Source organism: Neorhizobium fuzhouense (assembly GCF_042611105.1).
Classification (GTDB): Bacteria; Pseudomonadota; Alphaproteobacteria; order Rhizobiales; family Rhizobiaceae; genus Neorhizobium; species Neorhizobium galegae_A.
The window spans coordinates 530,898-552,292 of the sequence record NZ_JBHFFP010000001.1; the positions used below are offsets into that span (position 1 = coordinate 530,898).

The 21,395-nt window shown below is 62.5% G+C and carries 21 protein-coding genes; 13 read left to right on the top strand and 8 right to left on the bottom strand.

Annotated features, from left to right (window positions below):
- Window positions 1-71: 71 nt before the first annotated feature.
- Window positions 72-368, top strand: coding sequence for a nucleotidyltransferase family protein (locus tag ACEXP3_RS02685; protein ID WP_377296069.1), 297 nt, complete (start codon window positions 72-74; stop codon window positions 366-368).
- A 44-nt stretch (window positions 369-412) separates the two neighbouring features.
- On the top strand, window positions 413-715 hold the full coding sequence (locus ACEXP3_RS02690; protein WP_377295859.1) for a HepT-like ribonuclease domain-containing protein: 303 nt from the start codon (window positions 413-415) through the stop codon (window positions 713-715).
- Window positions 716-721: 6 nt separating this feature from the next.
- On the opposite strand, the gene ACEXP3_RS02695 is transcribed toward ACEXP3_RS02690, so the two are convergent.
- Together ACEXP3_RS02695 and ACEXP3_RS02700 are read right to left on the bottom strand one after the other, a co-directional pair.
- On the bottom strand, window positions 722-1,054 hold the full coding sequence (locus tag ACEXP3_RS02695) for an antibiotic biosynthesis monooxygenase family protein (RefSeq protein WP_377295860.1): 333 nt from the start codon (window positions 1,052-1,054) through the stop codon (window positions 722-724).
- On the bottom strand, window positions 1,051-1,380 hold the full coding sequence (locus ACEXP3_RS02700) for an NIPSNAP family protein (RefSeq protein WP_377295861.1): 330 nt from the start codon (window positions 1,378-1,380) through the stop codon (window positions 1,051-1,053). The genes ACEXP3_RS02695 and ACEXP3_RS02700 overlap by 4 nt, the downstream gene beginning before the upstream one ends.
- Window positions 1,381-1,452: 72 nt before the next feature.
- Here ACEXP3_RS02700 and ACEXP3_RS02705 point away from each other — a divergent pair, with 72 nt between their 5' ends.
- Together ACEXP3_RS02705 and ACEXP3_RS02710 are read left to right on the top strand one after the other, a co-directional pair.
- Window positions 1,453-2,148 carry an ArsR/SmtB family transcription factor gene (locus ACEXP3_RS02705; RefSeq protein WP_377295862.1) on the top strand — a complete coding sequence of 232 codons (696 nt, stop codon included), beginning with the start codon at window positions 1,453-1,455 and terminating at the stop codon, window positions 2,146-2,148.
- 130 nt (window positions 2,149-2,278) lie between these two features.
- Window positions 2,279-2,965, top strand: a complete 687-nt coding sequence (locus ACEXP3_RS02710; protein WP_210103263.1) for an HAD family hydrolase — start codon at window positions 2,279-2,281, stop codon at window positions 2,963-2,965.
- 51 nt (window positions 2,966-3,016) lie between these two features.
- On the opposite strand, the gene ACEXP3_RS02715 is transcribed toward ACEXP3_RS02710, so the two are convergent.
- On the bottom strand, window positions 3,017-5,728 hold the full coding sequence (locus tag ACEXP3_RS02715) for an autotransporter outer membrane beta-barrel domain-containing protein (protein WP_377295863.1): 2,712 nt from the start codon (window positions 5,726-5,728) through the stop codon (window positions 3,017-3,019).
- A gap of 307 nt (window positions 5,729-6,035) precedes the next feature.
- Entirely contained in the window at window positions 6,036-6,605 is a 570-nt protein-coding gene (locus ACEXP3_RS02720; RefSeq protein ID WP_377295864.1) for a PilZ domain-containing protein, read from the bottom strand.
- Between the two features lie 271 nt (window positions 6,606-6,876).
- Between ACEXP3_RS02720 and thrC the strand changes: the two genes are divergently transcribed.
- From thrC to ACEXP3_RS02740, 4 genes are read left to right on the top strand one after another with little or no spacing between them, the layout of a single operon-like run.
- Window positions 6,877-8,274, top strand: a complete 1,398-nt coding sequence (gene thrC / locus ACEXP3_RS02725) for a threonine synthase (RefSeq protein ID WP_377295865.1) — start codon at window positions 6,877-6,879, stop codon at window positions 8,272-8,274.
- Between the two features lie 27 nt (window positions 8,275-8,301).
- Window positions 8,302-9,600 carry a M16 family metallopeptidase gene (locus ACEXP3_RS02730; RefSeq protein WP_210103267.1) on the top strand — a complete coding sequence of 433 codons (1,299 nt, stop codon included), beginning with the start codon at window positions 8,302-8,304 and terminating at the stop codon, window positions 9,598-9,600.
- A 58-nt stretch (window positions 9,601-9,658) separates the two neighbouring features.
- Complete coding sequence (locus tag ACEXP3_RS02735; protein ID WP_377295866.1) at window positions 9,659-10,273, top strand: GNAT family N-acetyltransferase; 615 nt, start codon at window positions 9,659-9,661, stop codon at window positions 10,271-10,273.
- Complete coding sequence (locus ACEXP3_RS02740; RefSeq protein WP_377295867.1) at window positions 10,270-13,173, top strand: EAL domain-containing protein; 2,904 nt, start codon at window positions 10,270-10,272, stop codon at window positions 13,171-13,173. The genes ACEXP3_RS02735 and ACEXP3_RS02740 overlap by 4 nt, the downstream gene beginning before the upstream one ends.
- Before the next feature lie 106 nt (window positions 13,174-13,279).
- Here ACEXP3_RS02740 and ACEXP3_RS02745 read toward each other — a convergent pair whose 3' ends face one another.
- From ACEXP3_RS02745 to ACEXP3_RS02755, 3 genes are all read right to left on the bottom strand, one after another.
- The gene (locus ACEXP3_RS02745) at window positions 13,280-14,341 is read right to left on the bottom strand and encodes a zinc-binding metallopeptidase family protein (protein ID WP_377295868.1); all 1,062 of its coding nucleotides are present in this window, start codon (window positions 14,339-14,341) and stop codon (window positions 13,280-13,282) included.
- Window positions 14,342-14,433: 92 nt separating this feature from the next.
- Window positions 14,434-14,625, bottom strand: coding sequence for a CsbD family protein (locus ACEXP3_RS02750; protein WP_210103271.1), 192 nt, complete (start codon window positions 14,623-14,625; stop codon window positions 14,434-14,436).
- A gap of 92 nt (window positions 14,626-14,717) precedes the next feature.
- Window positions 14,718-15,359 carry a YqgE/AlgH family protein gene (locus ACEXP3_RS02755; RefSeq protein ID WP_377295869.1) on the bottom strand — a complete coding sequence of 214 codons (642 nt, stop codon included), beginning with the start codon at window positions 15,357-15,359 and terminating at the stop codon, window positions 14,718-14,720.
- 191 nt (window positions 15,360-15,550) lie between these two features.
- Here ACEXP3_RS02755 and ACEXP3_RS02760 point away from each other — a divergent pair, with 191 nt between their 5' ends.
- The 5 genes from ACEXP3_RS02760 to ACEXP3_RS02780 all read left to right on the top strand — a co-directional run bounded on the left by ACEXP3_RS02760 (window position 15,551) and on the right by ACEXP3_RS02780 (window position 20,541).
- Window positions 15,551-16,369 (top strand): protein-disulfide reductase DsbD domain-containing protein, encoded by an 819-nt coding sequence (locus tag ACEXP3_RS02760; protein ID WP_377295870.1) that lies wholly within the window; start codon window positions 15,551-15,553, stop codon window positions 16,367-16,369.
- A gap of 127 nt (window positions 16,370-16,496) precedes the next feature.
- On the top strand, window positions 16,497-16,982 hold the full coding sequence (locus ACEXP3_RS02765; protein WP_210103274.1) for a peroxiredoxin: 486 nt from the start codon (window positions 16,497-16,499) through the stop codon (window positions 16,980-16,982).
- 208 nt (window positions 16,983-17,190) lie between these two features.
- Window positions 17,191-18,048: a hypothetical protein gene (locus ACEXP3_RS02770; RefSeq protein ID WP_377295871.1), complete on the top strand. Its 858-nt coding sequence runs from the start codon at window positions 17,191-17,193 to the stop codon at window positions 18,046-18,048.
- Between the two features lie 11 nt (window positions 18,049-18,059).
- The gene (locus ACEXP3_RS02775; protein WP_377295872.1) at window positions 18,060-18,518 is read left to right on the top strand and encodes a hypothetical protein; all 459 of its coding nucleotides are present in this window, start codon (window positions 18,060-18,062) and stop codon (window positions 18,516-18,518) included.
- A gap of 334 nt (window positions 18,519-18,852) precedes the next feature.
- Window positions 18,853-20,541 (top strand): FAD/NAD(P)-binding protein, encoded by a 1,689-nt coding sequence (locus tag ACEXP3_RS02780; protein ID WP_377295873.1) that lies wholly within the window; start codon window positions 18,853-18,855, stop codon window positions 20,539-20,541.
- Here ACEXP3_RS02780 and ACEXP3_RS02785 read toward each other — a convergent pair.
- Window positions 20,526-21,281 carry an MOSC domain-containing protein gene (locus tag ACEXP3_RS02785; protein ID WP_377295875.1) on the bottom strand — a complete coding sequence of 252 codons (756 nt, stop codon included), beginning with the start codon at window positions 21,279-21,281 and terminating at the stop codon, window positions 20,526-20,528. The two genes, ACEXP3_RS02780 and ACEXP3_RS02785, sit on opposite strands and share 16 nt — an antisense overlap.
- Between the last annotated feature and the right edge of the window lie 114 nt (window positions 21,282-21,395).

Sequence of the window (21,395 nt, forward strand, 5' to 3'; positions counted from 1 at the left end):
GAAGCGGAGACCTCAAAAGCGCAGAAATAATCAGGATGGCGGCAATGCCGGGATCGGATTATGTTAACGGCATGAGGAAACAGGATGCGATCCGATTGCTGCGCGAACGGGCCGAGGCCATACGGGCCCTCGGTGCAACCTCGCTGTACCTGTTCGGCTCGGTGGCGCGGGACGAGGCCAGGGATGAGAGCGACCTGGATCTGTTCATTGATTACGATCCGAAGTCCCGTTTCAATGCGCTGGATCTCGTCGGCATCAAGCTCTTTCTCGAGGAAAGCCTGTCATTGCCTGTCGATGTCACGACGCGCGACAGTCTGCATCCCGTCTTAAAGGACCGGATCGTCGCTTCTGCTCAGCGCGTTTTCTGATGGTCAGAGAACTTCATCATTTTCTGTACGATATAAGTTTTGCCATGACGGCCATCGAGGACGCAGTAGCCGGCAAGACCCTTACTGATTATCAATCCGACATCTTGCTGAAACTGGCGTCGGAACGGGCGATTGAAATCATTTCCGAGGCTAGCCGTCGCATACCGGAAGAGGTCCAGAATCTTCGCCCGGAAATTCCATGGGCGAAGATTCGAGGCATCGGAAACTTTTTAAGGCACGAGTACTACGGCCTGTCCGATGCAATCCTCTGGGGCGTGATCCAGGATGAATTGCCGAAGCTCCGCATGGCGATTGACGCCATTCAGCGCCAACTTGATCCGACCTGAAAGCCTCTACTCCCCCTCCCCCGGCGCCTCGCCCCGCTCGAACATGCCATAGTCGCGCAGCACATGGCCGATGCGCAGGCGGTAATCGGCAAAGAGGGTTGCGCGCCCCTCGCGCTGGGCTGCCCGGTGCGCCTCGACATTGCGCCAAGCCTTCACCGCCTCCTCATCGCGCCAGAAGGAGAGCGACAGGATCTTGCCGCGCAGGGTCAGGCTTTCGAAACGCTCGATGGAAATAAACCCGTCGATCTGTTCCAGCTCGACGCGCAGCGCGCCGGCAAGATCGAGATAGCGGTGGCGTTCGCCCATATAGGGCACCACCTCGAAGATGACGGCGATCATGCCGAAACCTTCGGGCCGTGCGGCAGCGACAGGTTTTTGAGGAACAGCCGGTCCTCCTTCAGGATGAACCGTTCGCGCCTCGCAAATTCATAGTTTTCGCGACCGAGCGGATCGTCACGCAACCGCGCCCGATAGGCTTCATAGGCGGCGAGGCTATCGATATTATAGACGCCGTAGGCGGTCGTGGCAGAGCCCTCATGCGGGCCGAAATAGCCGACGAGATCGGCGCCGCAGCGGGGAATGGCCTGCCCCCAGGCTTTCGCATAGGCGGCAAAGGCATCGCCCTTGAAGGGGTCGATGTCATAGCGGATGAAGCAGGTGATCATGAATGTCTCTCCGTTGAAGATGGTGCATCATGCCCCGTTGCGCCACGGCAATGCTTCGTCTACCATCGAAGCATGAAAGAAGGACCAGACATTGCCCGCATCGGAACGCTGATCGGCGATCCCGCCCGCGCCAATATGCTGACCGTGCTGATGGGCGGTGAGGCGCTGACCGCAAGCGAGCTGGCGCAGGCGGCCGGCGTGAGCCTGCCGACGGCAAGCGCGCACCTGTCCAAGCTGGAGGACGGCGGGCTCCTCAACCAGCGCAAGCAGGGCCGCCACCGCTATTTTGCGCTTGCCCCGGAAACGGCAGCGCTTCTGGAAACCATCATGGGCTTTGCCGCCAGCCGCGGGCATCTGCGCCACCGCCCCGGCCCGAAGGACCCGGCGCTGCGGCAGGCGCGCATCTGCTACGACCATCTGGCCGGGGATTTTGGCGTGCGCATGCTCGACAGCATGTTTGAGCATGGCGCGATCGAAGCCGATGGCGAGGCTCTCGAGCTGACTGCGCGGGGCAAAACCTTCATCTGCGACATGGGCATCGATGTGGATGGGCTTGCCTCCCCGCGCCGTCCGCTCTGCAAGGCCTGCCTCGACTGGAGCGAACGGCGCTCGCATCTGGCGGGGACGCTTGGCAAGGCGCTTCTGGCGCATTTTCTTGAGACGGGCCTTGCGAGACGCCAGCCCGGCAGCCGCGCCATTCTGTTCACCGCGAAGGGCAAAAGCCGTTTTCTTGCCCTGTTTCCGGTCAAGGACGCTGAAGCGGCCTGATCGCTGAAGTCACGCCTGATCCGCGATTGTGAAAAACACCTGCCTCGTGTAGGTGGCAGGTCAGGCGCTAGCGGCATTTTCCCCAAAAGGGCCGGCTTACGGCCCGCAACACGTAGAAGAGCTTTTCATCATGAGCGGTTTCGACCTCATCATCTTCGACTGCGACGGCGTTCTGGTCGATTCGGAAATCATTGCGGCGCAGGTGGAATCGCGCCTGCTGACGGAAGCCGGCTACCCGATCAGCGTCGAGGAAATGGGCGAGCGCTTTGCCGGCATGACCTGGAAGAACATTCTTCTGGCCATCGAAAAGGAAGCGGATATTCCGCTTTCGGCCACCCTCATCGACAAGTCGGAAAAGCTCTTGGACGCTCGCCTCGCCCGCGACGTGAAGGTGATCGAGGGCGTGAAATTCGCGCTCTCCAAGCTGACGACGCAAAGCTGCATCTGCTCCAATTCCTCAAGCCAGCGGCTGGACATGATGCTGACCAAGGTGGGGCTGAAACCCTATTTCGAGCCGAACGTGTTTTCGGCCAAGGATCTCGGGCCCGACCGGGTGAAGCCTAAGCCCGATATTTTCCAGCATGCGCTCAGCGTGTTCGGCGTTGCGCCGGAGCGCGCCGTGGTGATCGAGGATTCGGTGCATGGCGTCCACGGTGCGGTTGCCGCCGGCTGCCGCGTCATCGGCTTTACCGGTGCCTCGCACACCTATCCGAGCCATGCCGACCGGCTGACCGATGCCGGCGCCGAGACCGTCATTGCCCGCATGAGCGACCTGCCGGCGACGATTGCGGCTCTTGCCGAATGGGTCGTCGTTTAACAGCTGCCCGGAACGGCGGGATCAACCCCGTCCTGACGGCACTAGCCGCGGTCAGAACGAGCCGGCGAGCAGGATGGTCGCGCGATTGCTGACCATATGGTCGGAGAAAAGGCCGTTCCAGTTGAGCGTGAGGCGGATGGCCGGGGCAAGTTGCGCCTCGATCCCGGCCTTCAGGATCACCGCATCGCGGGCAAGCGGTACGCCCTCGATGCTGAACGACGAGCCGCCGGCATAGCCGACCTCGGTTGCCGGCGACACATCGCCGATCGAATGGCGCCAGCCGAGTTCGCCGGTCAGCGTCACCGGCACGGACCCCATCGCAAAGGTGGTGGCGGTGCGGATGCCAAGTGTCGTCAGCGTCGCCTCATCCTCGCTTCGTCTGCCCGTCAGCGCCGCAATGCCGCCCTCCTCCGCAAAACCATCGGAGTAGAGGCGCACATGGGCGAGGTTGGCAAAGGGCTGCAGGGTGGTCATGTCGCCGGCGCGAAGATCCGTCGACACTTCGGCAAATACCTGCGCGGTATCGCTGTCATCATCGCTGGTGAGATGGTTCGAGACGGAGCCGAAATTCACCTGCCGGTCGACGGAGGCCCGATTGCCGGACCAGGCCGCGCCGGCGCTGACGGTGATCGGACCGAGCCAGGTGCTGGCATAAAGCCCGGCATGGTAGCTGTCGACATCGGCGCTATCGCCGCTTTCGGGTTCGGTGACGGTCTTGCGGCTTGCCCCGACCACGACGCCGACGCGGGCGCCGTCAAAACGGTCATTGTCGAACAGGATCCCGTCGGCGCCGATGAGCGCGCCGGTGAGCCGGCTTTTCACCTCCTCGGCATTGCCGTCGCTTCCCATATGCGTGCTTGCACCGAAGACGGCCGCCCAGAACGTATCCTTGCCCGCTTCATCGGTGCGCATGCGCTCCAGCAGTTGATCGCGCAGGAACTGGCTGTCTTCCAGAAGGGTGGATTTGAGCGAGGCATGCAGATCGCCGTCGAGCTGCTCGAAGGCGCCGGGAGCCTCGGAGCGCGACAGCGACACGGCGGCCAGATAGAGCGGATCGGTCGCAGAAAGCGCGTCCGCCGCAGACGCTGCCGCACGCCCGTTGGCCGTTTGCGCAAGGGACGCGAACGAGACGGCATTGCGGTCGAGATCGACGCTGACCTGCGTTGCGCCATAGGTCAGGAGAGGCGACAAAAAGGCAAAATCGGAAATGACCGAGGAGAACTGGCCCGAGATGGCATTGGCGGTCAGAACCGTGTAGCCGGTGCCCGGCTGATAGACCTGGCTTGCCGCGACAAGCTGCAGGGTCGCGCCGGAAAGCTGCGCCGTCCCGCCGACGGTCACCAGATCGGAGGCACCGGTGGAGGCAATATCGGCCGCATAGGTTGAGCCCGCACCGAGCGTCAGGTCGCCGGTGACGGATAGCGTCGCAAGCCCCGGCCCCGGCGAAAGGATGCCGCCCGCCCCGACAGACAAAAGGCCGACGCTGCCGGTGCCTGACAGCATGCCGGTGCCCGAGACGAACAGCGTGCCGGCAACCGTCCCGTCATTGACCAGCGTGCCGCCCGACACGCTGGCTGATCCGGTAATCGTTCCGCTGTTTTCAAACAGGCCATCGGTATTGGTCAGCGAGGCAACCGTGCCGCCGTTGGAAAAATTGCCGGCATTGGAGACGGCACCGGCTGTGGCGCCGGTATTGTTGACGACGCGGCCATCGCCTACGACGGCGACATTCGCAAGGCCTGCATTGTTGGTAAGCGTGCCGCCAAGCACCGTGGTCGTGCCCGTCACCGTGCCGCCGCCATTGTTGGTGAAGACGCCACCCGTGTTGGACAGCGACGCGATCGTCCCGGCATTGGAGGCCGTGCCGGCATTTGACACGGCGCCGGCTGTCGCCCCGGTATTGTTGGTGAAGATGCCCGCCGCATAGACCGAGACCGCGCCAAGCGTGGCATTGTTGGTGACGGTGCCGCCGGAAACCTGCGTTGCGCCCGTAACCACGCCCCCGGAATTGTTGGTGAAACTGCCGCCCGTATTGGCAAGCTTTGCGAGCGTGCCGGCATTGGAGGCGGTGCCGGCATTGGCAAGATCACCCGCCACTGCCCCGCTGTTGTTGACGAAGATCGCGCCGGAGGAAACGCTGACATCTGCCGCCGTACCGTTGTTGGTGAGGCTGCCGGCAGACACGACCGTATCGCCGGTAATCGTGCCGGTCGCATTGTTGATGACGATGCCGCCGGTCTCGACGGTGAGCCCGGCCAGCGTGCCGTTATTGGTCAGAGGTGCATTGGAAACGGTGGTGTCGCCGGAAATTGTGCCGTCATTGACGGCGCTGCCGCCCATGAGGACGAGATCGCCGCCCAGCAGGCCGGAGACGGAGAGCACCCCGCCCGTGACCGTGAGGCCGGAAGACAGGGTTCCGCCGACCAAAACCTCGATCTGCCCGGCACTCAAAAGCGTGCCATTGCCGACCGTCAGCTGATCCTGAACGCGAAGTGTGCCGCCGCTCACCGCAAGGGTTGCGACGGCGGCATCCGGCGAGACGATGGCAACGCCGCTCGCAATCTCGGCCGCGTCGCCGGGTCCCGGTGCCAGAGGGGCCGTCGACCAGTTGCCGCCATCGGAAAATGTGGTTCCGGCATTGCCGGTCCACTGCGCCGGCGCCGATTGGGCCAGCGCATCGACGCCCGGCAGCAGGGCAATACCGGACACAAGCGCCGTGGAAAGCCGCAGGCATGGCCTTAACGGTTCCCGTCTGCCCGCCATATTCTGCCTCCCCGATCAGATCTGTGAAGCCATAGCGCTCCCGCCGATCAGTTGAACCTAGAATTGAAGGGTTAATGCTTGCTTAAATTATCGACAATGCAAGTGTATCTGTCACATTTCAGGAACGGCACGCGGGGCCGCAGGTGAAGGCCGGCGCGGGATAGGCCCGCCCCTGCCCTTTCAAACTCTGCCGATGGCAAGCGGGCGCGCAGCGCGAAAACTGCGCGCCGGGTAAAAAAATCTCAAAGGAAAATCCCCCGATGATCACCGGGGGGAAGGCCCGCTGGCCTGAGAAACTGCTGCGGGATCAGCGCTTCTTGCGCGCCGGCTTTGCCACGGACCCGTCGTCGAAGCCGAGACGGACGCGGGTGAAGCGGGCATCGCCGCTGGCGGCCGTGTTCGGGATGGAAACATCGGCCTTGTTGAAGATGAACTGCGTCGATCCTTCGGCTGGCACATCCACCGGATAGCTGACCTTTTGCGAATAGATGACATTGTCGCCATCGACCACTTCCACCAGGATCGGCAGCGTCACGCGGCCGGATTTCCCGGCCGGGCCGAGGATGAGGCGGCCCTGCGCCACGACATTGATCGTCATGGTGGCTTCGTTTGCGGTGCAGGCGCGGGTCGCATCGGCAAGCGAGGCGCGGTAGATCAGCTTGTCCGGATCTTCCTTGGCATTGCCGGTATAGGAACTGCGCACCGCCGTTTCGTCCCGCAGCACGACGGGCGGGCAATAGGCCTGCACGACAGGCGCGACCGGAGCGGCGGCAGGTTGGGCGGGCGTAAGGCCGGCCGATGTTCCGGAGGAATTGCAGCCGGCAAGAATTGCAAGAAGCGAAACCGAGACAAACTTGAGCGATGACTTGCCAGACACGTAATGCAACCCTTTTCTTCCCAACCGTCCCTGAATAGGCATTCCGGGCTTTCACGGCCAATTTCGATGGTCTATATCAGCGGCGCACGGAAAAATCGATTGGGATTGCAGCCGAATTTTGTCTGACGCGTTGTTTGGGGGAGACTGGCCGGATTTGGCCAAGGTGAGCCCTTCGCGACAGAAGACGAGAGTGCGCTTGTGCCGTCTCCTTCGAAAGCCTGCGCCGCCGTCCGGCACGGACAGATGAACACGCCACCCTGGGACAGATATCTTGGAATATATTTCTACTCGCGGCGATGCACCCGCTCTCGGTTTTCGCGATGCGCTTCTGGCGGGCCTTGCCCGCGACGGCGGGCTTTACCTGCCGCGCGAATGGCCGCAGCTGTCGAAGAAAGATATCCGGGCCTTCCGTGGCAAATCCTACCAGCACGTGGCCTTCACCATCCTGTCCGTCTTCGTCGATGGGGAAATTCCCGGTGAAGCCCTGCGCAAGATGATCGACGAGGCCTATGCCACCTTCCGGCACCCCGCCGTGGTGCCGCTGGTGCAAGTCGGCCCGAATGATTTCGTCGCCGAGCTTTTCCACGGCACGACGCTTGCCTTCAAGGACGTGGCGATGCAGCTGCTCGCCCGGCTGATGGACTATGTGCTGGCCGAACGGGATGAGCGCGCCACCATTGTCGGCGCAACCTCGGGCGATACCGGTGGCGCTGCCATCGATGCCTTTGGCGGGCGCGAGCGCACCGATCTCTTCATCCTCTTTCCGCATGGCAAGGTCTCTGCAGTGCAGCAGCGCCAGATGACGACGTCCGGCCATGCCAATGTCCACGCACTGTCCCTGAACGGCAATTTCGACGATTGCCAGGACCTGGTGAAGGCGATGTTCAACGACGTCCCCTTCCGCGAAGGCGTTAAACTGTCGGGTGTCAACTCCATCAACTGGGGACGCATCATGGCGCAGGTGGTGTATTTCTTCACCACCGCCGTCTCGCTCGGCGCGCCGGACCGGAAAGTGTCGTTCACGGTGCCGACCGGCAATTTCGGCGATATCTTTGCCGGCTATGTGGCCAAGCGCATGGGTCTTCCCATCGACCGGCTGGTGATTGCAACCAATGACAACGACATTCTGGCGCGCACGCTGCGGACCGGGCGCTACGAGATGAAGCCGGTGATGGCCACGACCTCGCCCTCCATGGACATCCAGATCTCGTCCAATTTCGAGCGCCTGCTGTTTGAAGCCTATGGACGCGATGCAGGGGCTGTGCGCACCGCCATGTCCGGCCTTCGCCAGTCCGGCGCCTTCGAGATCGAGGCCGAGGCGCTGAAGGTGATCCGCCGCGACTTCCGCGCCGGCCGCGCCACGCAGAAGCAGGTGGCTGAAACGATCCGCGCGACCTTGTCCGCCACCGGTTACCTTCTCGATCCGCATACGGCGACCGGCGTTTTCGTCGCGGCAAAATATGCAAAGCCCGCAAGCCCGATGGTGACGCTGGCCACCGCCCACCCGGCCAAGTTCCCCGCCTCGGTAGAATCCGCTTGCGGAATTCATCCGGCGCTCCCATCATGGCTCGCTGATTTGATGACGAGGGAGGAGCGCTTCGACCTGTTGGAACCCGAGCTTAAGGCGGTCGAGACCTATATCGGCCAGCATGCGCGGGCGAAGGCTTAAAAGGCTGCAGCGCCGGAAAGACCGACAATGAATGTTGAAATCACCCGGCTTGCCTCCGGGTTGACTGTCGTAACCCAGAACATGCCGCATCTGGAAAGCGTGGCGCTCGGTGTCTGGATCAAATCCGGCGCCCGCAACGAGACGAGCGACGAGCACGGCATCGCCCATCTTCTCGAACACATGGCCTTCAAGGGCACCGCGCGCCGCTCGGCGCGCGACATTGCCGAGCAGATCGAGAATGTCGGCGGCGAACTCAACGCCGCAACCTCGACCGAAACCACGTCCTATTATGCCCGCGTGCTTAAAGACCATGTGCCGCTCGCCATCGACATCCTGGCCGATATCCTGACCGAATCGGCCTTCGATGAGGACGAGCTGGAACGCGAAAAGCACGTCATCCTGCAGGAAATCGGCGCGGCGAACGATACGCCCGACGATGTGGTGTTCGACCGCTTCTCCGAGGTTGCCTATCGCGACCAGACGATCGGCCGGCCCATTCTCGGCACGCCGGAAACTGTCAAATCCTTCACGCCGGACCAGATCCGCGGGTATCTGTCGCGCAATTACACGACGGACCGCATGTTCATCGTGGCAGCCGGCGCCGTCGATCACGACACGCTGGTCAAGCAGGTCGAGGACCGCTTTTCGCTGCTGCCGACGAAACCCGCAACCACACCGATCTTCGAGCCCGCGCGCTATCTCGGTGGCGACGTGCGCGAAACCCGCGACCTCATGGACACGCAGCTGCTTCTCGGCTTCGAGGGCAAGGCGTATCACATGCGCGACTTCTACTGTTCGCAGATTCTGGCCAATATTCTGGGCGGCGGCATGTCATCGCGCCTGTTCCAGGAAGTGCGCGAGCATCGCGGCCTCTGCTATTCGGTCTATGCCTTCCACTGGGGCTTTTCCGATACCGGCATATTCGGCATCCACGCAGCGACCGGCGGTGAAGACCTGCCGGAACTGGTCCCCGTCATCATCGACGAGCTGCGCAAGTCCTCCGAAGTGATCCACCAGCAGGAAATCGACCGCGCCCGCGCGCAGATCCGCGCCCAGCTTCTGATGGGCCAGGAAAGCCCGGCCGCCCGCGCCGGCCAGATCGCCCGCCAGATGATCCTCTACGGCCGGATCATTCCGAATGCGGAAATGATGGAAAGGCTGGAAGGCATCACGACTTCGCGACTGACCGATCTTGCCGGACGGCTGTTTTTCGATACAGTTCCGACGCTGTCCGCCATCGGCCCGGTTGAAAAGCTGGCCTCGCTGTCGGACATCACGGCGGCGCTGTCGGCGCCGGACGTCGGGCGACACAAGGCAATCGGCTGAGCACGGCGCAATCCCGCTCCGTCGGCCGCATTGCGACGGGCGGGACGGAACGCATAGGATGACGCGGTCGGTGTTTCGGTTCTTGCAACGTCAGCCGGAGATGCCCGAGCTTTACGGCGATCACCACATGCTGCGTCTTGCCCGCTATACGGATTACCGCGCCTGGTACAAGCTGCGCTCGGAAAGCCGGCAGTTCCTGCAGCCCTGGGAGCCGACCTGGCGCCATGACGAGCTGACGGAAGCCTCGTTTCGCGCCCGCGTCACACGTCATACACAGGAATTCTCGTCCGGCCTTGCCGTGCCGCTTCTGCTGTTTCACCGCGACGACATGAGCCTCTTGGGCGGCCTTACCATCGGCTATATCCGCCGCGGCGCGGCCCAGAGCTGCATGGTCGGCTACTGGATGGGCGAAAAACAGGCCGGCCAAGGTCATATGTTTGCCGCACTCCGCCTTGTAGTACCCTACATCTTCACCGGGCTTCAGTTGCACCGCATCGAGGCTGCCTGTATCCCGGACAACTGGAAGAGCGTAAGGCTGTTGGAAAAAGCCGGTTTCGAACGGGAAGGTCTTTTGCGGAAATATCTGAAAATCAACGGCGAGTGGCGGGATCACACCCTCTATTCCCTGCTGTCGTCGGACCCGGTGGACGTGAAGGCGCAAGCCCCACGATGACAAGGCCAGGCACGCGCGTTCCCCCTCTGCCGACCCGGCTGGCACTGCTGTTTGCCTGCCTGTTCATGCTGCTGCCCGGCGCGGCTCTCGCCTTCGAGCCGGTCAAGATCTCCCGCGACGACCGGGCGCTGGACCTCACGGCGACCACCGATATCTATGCAAACCAGGGCGAGGCTTTCCAGGTCTCGACCGCGGCCGGCACCGACGGCATTCGCCGGCGCATCGAGGTGCGCTCGGCAACGCCCGGCCACCAGGGCGACTGGGCCGTGTTTGCACTGGCCAACGTTTCGGAGGAACAGCTGGAGCGCGTCATCGTCGCCCCGCATTTCCGCCTGGTCGGCTCGCGCCTCATCTGGCCGGATCTCGGCTCGCAACGCATCACGGCCATCACGCCGTCTGAAGGCTTCGCGCTCGACAGGGTGCCGAGCCCGGATGCGGATGTCTTCCGCATCACGCTGAACCCGGGTTCGGTCATCACCTTCGTGGCCGAACTGACATCCCCCAACCTGCCGCAGATCTATCTGTGGGAGCCGGACGCCTACAAGGACACCGTCAACTCTTTCACGCTCTATCGCGGCATCGTGCTCGGCATTGCGGGCTTGCTTGCGGTGTTCCTTACCATTCTCTTCGTGGTGAAGGGCACGTCCATGCTGCCGGCGGCGGCAGCGCTTGCCTGGGCGGTGCTTGCCTATATCTGCGTCGACTTCGGCTTCCTCGAAAAGCTCATCAGCATCACCTCCAGCGACGAGCGAATATGGCGGGCCTGCGCGGAAGTGGCGCTGGCCTCCTCGCTCGTCATCTTCCTGTTTGCCTATCTCAACCTCAACCGCTGGCACGTGCATCTGGGCTATGCCACGTTTGCCTGGGTAATCGGCCTTGCGCTTCTCTTCGGCGTTGCGATCTACGACCCATCGATTGCTTCGGGCATTGCCCGCATTTCGCTGGCACTGACGGCAACGGCCGGCATCCTGCTCATCATCTATCTCGGCCTCAACCGGTTTGACCGCGCCATTCTTCTGGTGCCCACCTGGGCGCTGATCCTCGTCTGGCTGTTCGGCGGCTGGATGACGGTGACGGGCAAGCTCGACAATGACATCATCCAGCCGGCGCTCGGCGGCGGCCTCGTGCTCATCGTCCTCCTCATCGGCTTTACCGTGATGCAGCACGCCTTTGCCGGCGGCGCCTATCAGCAGGGCCTGTTCTCCGATCTGGAACGCCAGTCGCTGGCGCTGATGGGCAGCGGCGATACGGTCTGGGACTGGGACGTGGCGCGCGACAGGCTGGTGACGACACCCGACATTTCGCTGAGGCTCGGCCTGTCGCCGGGCACCATGCACGGGCCGGCGCGCAACTGGCTGCCACGCCTTCACCCCGACGACCGCGACCGCTTCAAGGCAACGCTCGACGTGCTTCTGGAACACCGCCGCGGCAAGCTGAACCACGAGTTCCGCATCCGCGCCGAAGACGGCCATTTCCACTGGCTGCAGATCCGGGCGCGGCCTGTGCTTGGTTCGAACGGCGAAATCATCCGCTGCGTCGGCACGATCGTCGACGTGACGGAGCCGAAGAATTCCGTCGAACGGCTGCTGGCCGATGCGCTCCACGACAACCTGACCGGCCTGCCGAACCGCCAGGTGTTTCTCGACCGGCTGCAATCGGTGCTCACCATTGCCGCGGCAAGCGACGCGGTGCGCCCGACGGTGATGGCGATCGACATCGACCGCTACAAGCAGGTGAATGACAGCCTCGGCATTGCCGCCGGCGACAATATCCTCATCGCGCTGACGCGGCGCCTGCGCCGCCTGTTGAAGCCGCAGGACACGCTGGCGCGCATTTCCGGCGACCAGTTCGGCCTCATTCTCGTCTCCGAACGCGATCCCGGCAAGGTGGCCGATTTTGCCGATGCCGTCAGCAAGGCGATCATGGTGCCGATCAACTTTGCCAATCGCGAGGTGATCCTGACCGCCTCCATCGGGCTCTCCTCCTGGGTGGACCAGCAGGAAAGCGCCGCCAGCCTGCTCGGCGATGCGGAACTGGCCATGTACCGGGCCAAGCGTGCCGGCGGCAACCGCGTCGAACCCTTCCGCCCGGCCTTCCGCAGCAATGGCACGCCGGACCGGCTGCAGATCGAAACGGATCTTCGCCGCGCGATCGAGCGGCGCGAGCTGTCGCTCGCCTACCAGCCGATTATCCGGCTCGACAATGGCGAGATCGCCGGCTTTGAAGCGCTGATGCGCTGGGAACATCCCAAGCGCGGCACGATTGCGCCGGCAGAGTTCATCCCGATTGCCGAAATGACCGACCTGATCGGTCCGCTTGGCCTGTTTGCGCTGGAAAGCGCCACCGCCGACCTGATGGCGTTTGAAAAGCAGACGGGCGAGCTGCCGATCTTCATGGCGGTCAACCTGTCGAGCGCGCAGCTGCTGAACGCCGATCTTTATGCGGAAATCCGCTCGCTGCTCAGCCGAACCCATTTCGACCCGCAGCGCCTGAAGCTCGAACTCACCGAATCGATGATGCTGGAAAACCCGGAACAGGCGCGGCTTGTTCTGTCCAAGCTCAAGGAAACCGGCATCAGCCTGGCGCTCGACGATTTCGGCAGCGGCTATTCTTCGCTGTCGCACCTGACGCAATTCCCCTTCGACACGATCAAGCTCGACAAGTCGATCGTCGCCAATCCGTCCGATCGCGGCGCGGTGCTGCTGCGCTCGGTGATCGCCATGGCGCGGCAGATGGAGATGGTGGTGGTGGCGGAGGGCATTGCGAGCGACGAGGATGCAGGAGAGCTTGCCAAGATGGGCTGCCAGTTCGGCCAGAGCTTCCTCTTCGGCGCGCCGATGCCACCGGATGCCGTGCAGCGCCTTCTGAAGGAGCGTTTTCCGCTGACCAAGCGGGCCTGACGGGCAAACGTTTCCGCGGCACCCTTCTCCCCGTCATGACGAGGAGAAGGGTGATTGCCGATCCCGTCCCTGCCCAACGAAACGGACAGGGCTGGAGCGTGCTTTTTCAGTGCTTGCCGTGGACCAGTCCGTGGATGAATTCCAGCTTGGCGACCACGGTCGGGGTGAGGATGAAGGGATAAAGGTCGGGTACCCCCATCGAGCGGTGGATGCTGTTCATGGCGACCGTAAACGGCACCCAGGCTTCCACCAGCTGCGCGGCATCATGGGCACGGTAGGGATTGAAATCGACCTCCGAGGCAAGCTCCGAATGGCCGCGCGGCTCCACCACCATGCCGAGCGAGCGTGCCATTTCCAGCGTATCGACCATATGCACATAATGCGCGAAGCACTCGGCGAAATCCTCCCACGGGTGGGTGCTGGCATAGGTGCTGATGAAATGCTCCTGCCAGTCGGCGGGTGGTCCTTCTTCGTAATTGCGCTTCAGCGCCTCGCCATAATCGATCGTCTCGTCGCCGAAGGCCAGACGGAACGGGTCGAGCCTACCCATGTCGCGCACCAGCTTGTCCCAGATGTAGTGCCCGGTTTCGTGGCGGAAATGGCCGAGCATGGTGCGATAGGGCTCCTTCATCGACACCCTTATCTTTTCGCGCGTGTCGTCATCGGCTTCGGCGGCGCGGATGGCGATGAGGCCGCTTTCGTGGCCGGTCATGGCTGGCACCACCGTGCCATCGGCCTTCACCTCGTCCACCAGAAAATCGAAGACCAGGCCGCCTTCGGGGTCTTCGGCGCGGGTGGTGCGCGGCAGGTCCCACTTCAGCATCGAATAGAACAGATGGCGCTGCGCCTGGCTGATGGTGCGGAACTGGCGCAGGCCGTCGGCGGTTGCGGCATCCGGCACCAGCCGGTTATGCCGGCAGGCGACGCAAAACGTCTCCTCGCCTTCGGCCGGCAGCGTCCAGTTGCAGATGTCGTTGACCTCGTTGGCGCAGAGCCGCAGCGCGTGTCCCGGATCCGAAACCAGCCGCCACGATCCGTCCTGGCCCTCGCTCAACGCATGCATGGTCAGCCGTTCCGGCACGAAAGCCAGCCTGTGGCCGCAATTGATACAGACACGGTTGTCGAAATGGATGGATTGGCCGCAGCTATCGCATTCGAAAAGACGCATGGATCAGGTCCGTCAAACAGCAGGTCTACACATGGAAAGCCTGCCCCGACTGACGACGGGACAGGCTTCAAAATTCTTCGGATTGGGCTTGATCAGGCCCGGTCGATGACGCCCTTGGCGCCTTCCTTCAGCTCGCCCTTGGCGTGCTGGGCCTTGCCCTTGGCTTCCTGGGCGTGACCCTTGGCTTCCAGGGAATGGTTGTCGGTCGCATCGCCGACAGCCTGCTTGACCTTGCCGGATACTTCATTGGCCTTGCCGGCTACTTTATCGCTCATGCTACCCATGGGTCTTCTCCTTGGTTTACCGCAGTTATTCTGGTTTGCTGCGGTTTCTGACAAGAAGAACGCAAGAGCTGCGACTTGGTTCCGCCGCTTAATCAGGCGTGGCCGGCTTCGCTCGACAGCATTTCGGGGCGCACCCCCATCAGCGCCAGCGCCCGCTCATACTTATCCTCGAGCGTGCGGTCGAAGATCAGCGCCTCGGCCGCCGGGCAGTTGAGCCAGCCATTGGCGGCGATTTCCGCTTCCAGCTGGCCCGGTCCCCAGCCGGCATAACCGAGAAGCATGGTGGCGCGCGTCGGCCCGCGCCCCTCGCTGATGGCCCGCACGATATCGAGCGTTGCCGTCAGCGAAATATCGTCGCTGACCGGAATGCTGGATTCGCTCACGTAATCATCCGAATGCAGCACGAAGCCGCGCCCGGTTTCAACAGGGCCGCCGTTGAGGATCGGAAAGTCGCGCGCCGCATTCGGCAGCATGATCGCATCGGCCTGGTCCACCATCTTCAGGTGCAGGAGGATTTCGGCAAACGAGATGGACTGGGCGCGGTTGATAATGAAGCCCATGGCGCCCGCCGGGGAATGGGCGCAGATATAGACGACCGACCGGCTGAAATTGCCGTCCGGCATGCCGGGCATGGCAATGACGAACTGGCCGTCGAGAAAGCCGCGCTCGCGCTTGTCGGCGGGCTTCTGCGCCAGCTGTTCTGCCAGTTTATCCGTCGGCGTCGACAATGGCATCGTGCCTCCTGCTCGGTAGGCCCGGCCCGGGAGCGGGCGAGCGGTTTTCTTTCAAGCGACCGTCTCACCTCAAGATGGGGCAGCACGCCTCATCAATCAACCGAAAATGATCCGGCTGAAGCGCAAGTGACTGGAACGCGGCGCGGGCATCGCCTAAATCTGCCGGCATGATCGTCAAAGGCCTCGCAACCATGCCCCGCCATGCATATGTGGCATTTCTCATATGCTCCGCCCTGCTCTGGGCTCAGGGCGCCTCGGCGGCCATGAGCGCCTGGGCGGAAAACGAGGGCGGGCGGATGCGAATCATCGCGCTGCCGGCAGAGCCCGACGGCACCGTGCGCGGCGCCCTGCAGATCGAGCCGAAGAATGGCTGGATCACCTATTGGAAGGAGCCCGGCCAGGCCGGCATTCCGCCGCAGATCACGATCTCGCCCGGCGACGGCATCCGCCTTCAGAAGGTGGAGTTTCCGGTGCCCCGGCAATTTATGACCGGCGATGTGCGCGACCTGGGCTACGACCATGCCGTGACGCTGCCCTTCACGCTTGCGGTGGAGGACAAGGCAAAGCCGCTGATGCTGAATGCCAGCGCCTTTGTCGGGCTCTGCCGCAATATCTGCATTCCCTTCCAGGCCGATTTCCACATGGATATGGCAAGCGCAAAGGGCCTGCCCTTCGAGGAGAACCTCATTCTGGACGAGGCCAGGAAAAGCCTGCCGGAACAACCCTCCGAGGATTTTGCCGTCGCGCATCATGCCCTGACCGATGGCAAACGAAATTTGCGCGTGGGCCTGCGGCTGCCGGCGGACAGCCCGCCGCCGCAGATCTTTGTCGCGACGCCGGCCGGCCATGTGCTGTTTGACCAGACGGGTGCGCAGATGGTGGATGGCACCTATGTGGTGACCATGCCGCTTGGCAAGGGGGCAGACAAGGCGGTGGTGGCCGGGCGCAACTGGGACATTCTGGTGATTGCCGGAAGCCGCGCCATGGAAACCGCGCTTGCCTTCGATTGAGGCCGTTCTATAGTGCGCCAAACGCTGAAAGGCCGGCAGGCCTTGCCCCTTCGCAGGCCTTTCAGCCGAGCCGGTCCTGCCTGAACTTCATCCCCATTCCTGTCTGACCATCCACGAGGAGACGACCATGACGATTTCCGTCGGCGAAACGCTGCCGCAAGCCACCTTCAAGGAAAAGACCCCGGACGGCCCGGTGGAAGTGACCACCGAAGGTCTGTTCAAGGGCAAGAAGGTCGTCCTGTTTGCCGTGCCCGGCGCCTTCACACCCACCTGCTCGCTGAACCACCTGCCGGGCTATCTGGAAAACCGCGATGCGCTTCTGGAACGCGGCGTCGACGACATTGCCGTCGTGTCCGTCAACGACTGGTTCGTAATGGGCGCCTGGGCCGAAAAAAGCGGCGGCGCCGGCAAGATCCATTTCCTCTCGGACTGGGACGCCTCCTTCACCAAGTCGCTCGGCCTCGACATGGACCTCTCCGCCGCCGGCCTCGGCGTGCGTTCCAAGCGCTATTCGATGCTGGTGGAAGACGGCGTGGTGAAAAGCCTCAACATCGAGGAAAGCCCCGGCCAGGCCACCGTTTCGGGCGCCGCTGCCATGATCGAGCAGCTCTGAGCCTCATCCAGACACGACATTTTCGACCAAGGCGGCTCCCGGGCCGCCTTTTTGTTTGCAAGTACCGCCTGAGGTCATCAGCATTACGACTGCCGCGCATTATACGACAATATACTGCATAAAATTGACAAAACCAAATACAACTACAGATTTACATCTTAAGAATTTTGTGAAAAAGTATAATAGCATTAGAACTTAGGCGGCTCCGATGAAAGTCAGATTTTTTCCGCTTACTTTTGCTTTATTGACCGGGTGCGCTGATCTTTCGGCAGTCAGCGACATCTCGAAGAATTTGAAAGATGCATCCAGCGCTTGGGGAGATGTGGGAGCAGAGCTTGCCGCTTCCTGCAAGCGAGAGATCAAGCTCAATCCAAGTCTTACCAATTGCTCTGTGGAAATCGCGGCCTCTGCCGGTCTGGCGCAGATGAACGACGTACTCTCCGGCTATTTCCAGGCGCTGGGAGACGTCGCAGCCGAGACGAAATTTACGATAAAACCGGGCCTGGACAAGGCAACGGCGGCGGTGGCCAAAATTCCAAAGATCGACTCCGACCGGGTCAAGGCGGTTTCCGGCGTCGTCGCCCTGCTGACGAAGCTCGCCAATGAAGGCGCGCGCGAGAGGACGGTGCAGGACCTTATCGAAAATGGCGCGCCACCTGCTCGCAAGATCATCGGCGGGCTGGATTCATTGCTCGCGGTCCGCCTGATCCGACAGCTGGAAACAGAACGAACGCAGCTGACGTCCCAATTTTCAACCTGGATCGCGAGTGAGCGGGGAGACTTGTCCGAAAAGCCGGAGGCGGTCTGCTCCGGCTCGAAGGCTTCGACATTCAATGGACCCGGCTATCTGCTTTCACTCGAATATTGTCGCCAGCTCGATGTCATCAACGGGCGTATCAAGGCCGTCGAGAGCTACCGGCAATCTCTGAAGAAGGCCGATGCAGCACTTGCAGAGCTGCAATCCACCGACATCCGGTTCAACACCAAGGCACTGGCCAAAAATCTCTATGCCATCGGCTCGGAAATTCATGATGACGTTGCCGCGATCCGTAAGGCGTTCGACTGAGGGGTGAACACATGTCAGTTTCAGGGGATCTCGATGACCTTGCCGATTTTTACGCCCAATGCGCCCAACAGGCGCTGAAAGTAAAGCTCAAGCTGGGACCCAAACCCCGGGATGAAGCGGGAGCCTTGCTGTGGGAACAGCAAGTGACGCGCCTGCAGGGCCAGATCAACAGCTTTTCCGCCCTCGTATCAAAACTGACGGCCGCCGCCGTCCTTGCGAGCCTGCAGGACTATGCCGTAGAAATCCAGCAGGTTGCGAAGGTGGCGAAAGCCGCCAAGGCGAAGATTGCGGGTATCGAGCGGGTTTCGGCGCTTCTGACGACGCTTGCGGCAGTTCTCGACCTGGGGCTTGCCGTGCTGGCCGCCGCTGCCACTCCTTCGTTGGAGACCATCGGCGCGGTTGTGAGCGCCGGAACGGCATTGAAGGACTTGGTGGACAAGACCGACGACACTGCGCCGGCGAGCGGCTAAAGGGCTGAGGTAAGTGGCTGCAAGCTCTTGACACGGCAACGGAATTTGTCCCTCTTCCCGCTGCCGCCACCTTCTCGCCGTCATGACGGGGAGAAGGGCAATCGCCGCCATCCGTCACTCCGAATCTTGAAGTGAGGAAGGTCTGTCTGCACGCTGAAGGCAGCACGGCAGCGTCGAGGTTGTCTTGCTGCATTGAAGTGTTCTCTACTCTCTCTCTGATCTCCGCCACCCCACCTGCGCCGTATACACGACCAGGCGGAACAAGCGGCCCTCTGCGACATTGTCCATCCGACTGCGCGAGATGTCCTTCGCGCTTCTCCGGATCGAGATACAGATGCAAGACAGAGTAGCCATTATCGGCAGCGGGCCGACGGGTCTTTATACCCTGAAGGGCCTGATCGGCGCGGCGCGTCCCCTCTCCATCACGATTTTCGAAGCGGAAGCGGAGCCGGGCAAGGGCACGCCCTACCATCCGGACATCAACGATCCGGCGATGCTGTCGAATATTCCGAGCATCGAGTTCCCGGCGCTCACCGAAACGCTGGTCGAATGGTTGTCGCGCCAGGAGGATGCCGAATTGCAGCGTCTGAGCATTTTGCGCGAGGCGATCGATGCGCGTGAATTTTATCCGCGCGTCGTGCTGGGCGATTACATGCGCGCGCAGTTCCTGCAGCTTGTCGCCATCGGCACCCGCAACGGCCACCGCATCGAGGTGCTCGATCGCCACCGGGTGATCGACATCGCGCTGCAGGACGCAGACATCCGGCTTTCTGTGACCGGCCGTGACGGACAGCGGTTCGAAGCGGTGTTCGACCATGTGGTGATGGCAACCGGCCATAACTGGCCGGACAGTACCGAGACCCGGCCGGGTTACTTCATCTCGCCCTGGCCGGCGGCAGCCTTGAAGACCATTCCGGATGGATCGATCGGCATTCTCGGCACGTCGCTCAGCGGCATCGATGCGCTGATGAGCGTGGCCACAGCCCGCGGCACCTTCCGGCTGGATACGGCCGGCGACCTGCAATACCAGCCGGCAACCGGCAGCGAGGCGTTTTGCGCCACCATGATGTCCCGCAAGGGGCTTTTGCCGGAAGCCGACTTCTACTGTCCGCTGCCCTACCGCACGCCGCAGGTCTTGACCGAGGAGGCCGTCGCTGCGCTGATCGCCACCGGCCGCCATAACCTTCTGGATGCGGTGTTCGATCTCTTCCGCCAGGAAATTCTCGTGGCCGATCCGGATTATGCGGCAAAGATCGGGCTTTCGGAGCTTACGGTCGAGACCTTTGCAGAAGCCTATTACCGCGAGCGGCTGGCATCGGATCCCTTCGTGTGGGCCGCCCGCAACCTTGCCGAAACGGAAGCCAATCGCGACCGTGAGTATACGGTGCCGTGGCGTTATGCGATCCTGATTACCCATGAGATCGTGGCGCGCGCCATTCCGCATCTCGATGACACCGATCTCAAACGCTTCCATCGCCACTTCAAGTCGATCTTCGTTGACGATTATGCGACCGTGCCGCTGATGTCGATCCGCCGGCTTCTGGCGCTGAAACGGGCCGGCAAACTCAGCATCCTGGCGCTCGGGCAGGACTACGAGATTTCGAGCGACGGGGTGGAGCGCGGCGCGGTGGTGACCGCCCATGGCGAGCGATATGTCTTCGATGCCTTCATCGATGCGACCGGTCAGGCAACGCTTTCGGCCACCGACCTGCCATTTCCGACGCTCGTAGCGCAGGGCGGCGTGCAGAAATCGGCAACACCGATGGCACAAGGTTTTATCACCGACGACAGCCCCGTGCCGATGATCCGCACCGGCGGCATCGACATAGATGAGCTTTACCGCCCGAGAACCACGGCCCCGCTGTGCAACAATCTCTATTGTGCGGCGATCTCCTTCCTCCTGCACAAGCATCCCTTCGTGCAGGGCATCACCAGTGCGGCGGAAATCGGCGAGACTGTTTCCGGCGCCATTCTGGAGGCGGTGGCGGAAAAGTCCGGAAGCGTGCTTCAGCTTTCGGCGTAAACCGCATCGCCGGGGGAGATCGTCACCGGGCCGGCGATCTCCTCGCCAAGCCGGCCATAAACGCCGAGATGACGGGCATTGTGGCGCATGATGGCGCGCAGCACATTGGCGTCTTCGGCAAGGCCCGGCTGGGCGGCAAGCGTCATGCCGCAGCGGCGGGTTGCTTCCGTCACGGCAATGCGGTGCTCGCCGATCCGCACGGCCTGTCCCACCCAGCGGTTTTCCTCGAACCCTTCGATGCCGCCATCCGTTTCGATGAGCACCGTCGGGCGAAAACGGCGCGGATCCGGCGATGAAAGTCCGCCGAGCGTGCCAAGCTTTGCAAGGGACGCCGTGGTGAGGAGATGCAAGGGGGAGACCGCGTATCGCGGGGCAATGCGCGCCATCTGGGCCGGCACCTCTTCCGCAAACGCATCATGCACGCCAAAGACCACGGCAAAGCCGAAATGCGCCCGCAGATGGTCGCCAAGCTCTTCCGAGAACGCGCCAAACACCCGCCCATCCGGGAAGGAAATCTGCGGCAGGCCGTCAGGCCCTGCAGAGGCCTCAAGCAGCAGCGCCGGTCGCCAGCGCGGCTCCTGCTCGGGGGCGGCCGGGCGGCCGGTCTGCGGATCGAAGAGGGCAAAGCGGCGATCCGAGAGAACGCCATCCTTTGACACGGCAATCGATGCCGGCGTCTCGCCGCCGAGGGAGCTTACCGGATAGCGGAACACCTTTGCCACAACCCCGATTTTCCGCATTCATCCATCCCTTGCTGTTGCGCCTGCGCGACCGACCGGCTGCCGGCCTATGGCGCCCGAGAGGCCTGCGGAGGGAAGAAGACACTTCTCCCGCCAGAGTTCCAAAAGAACAGT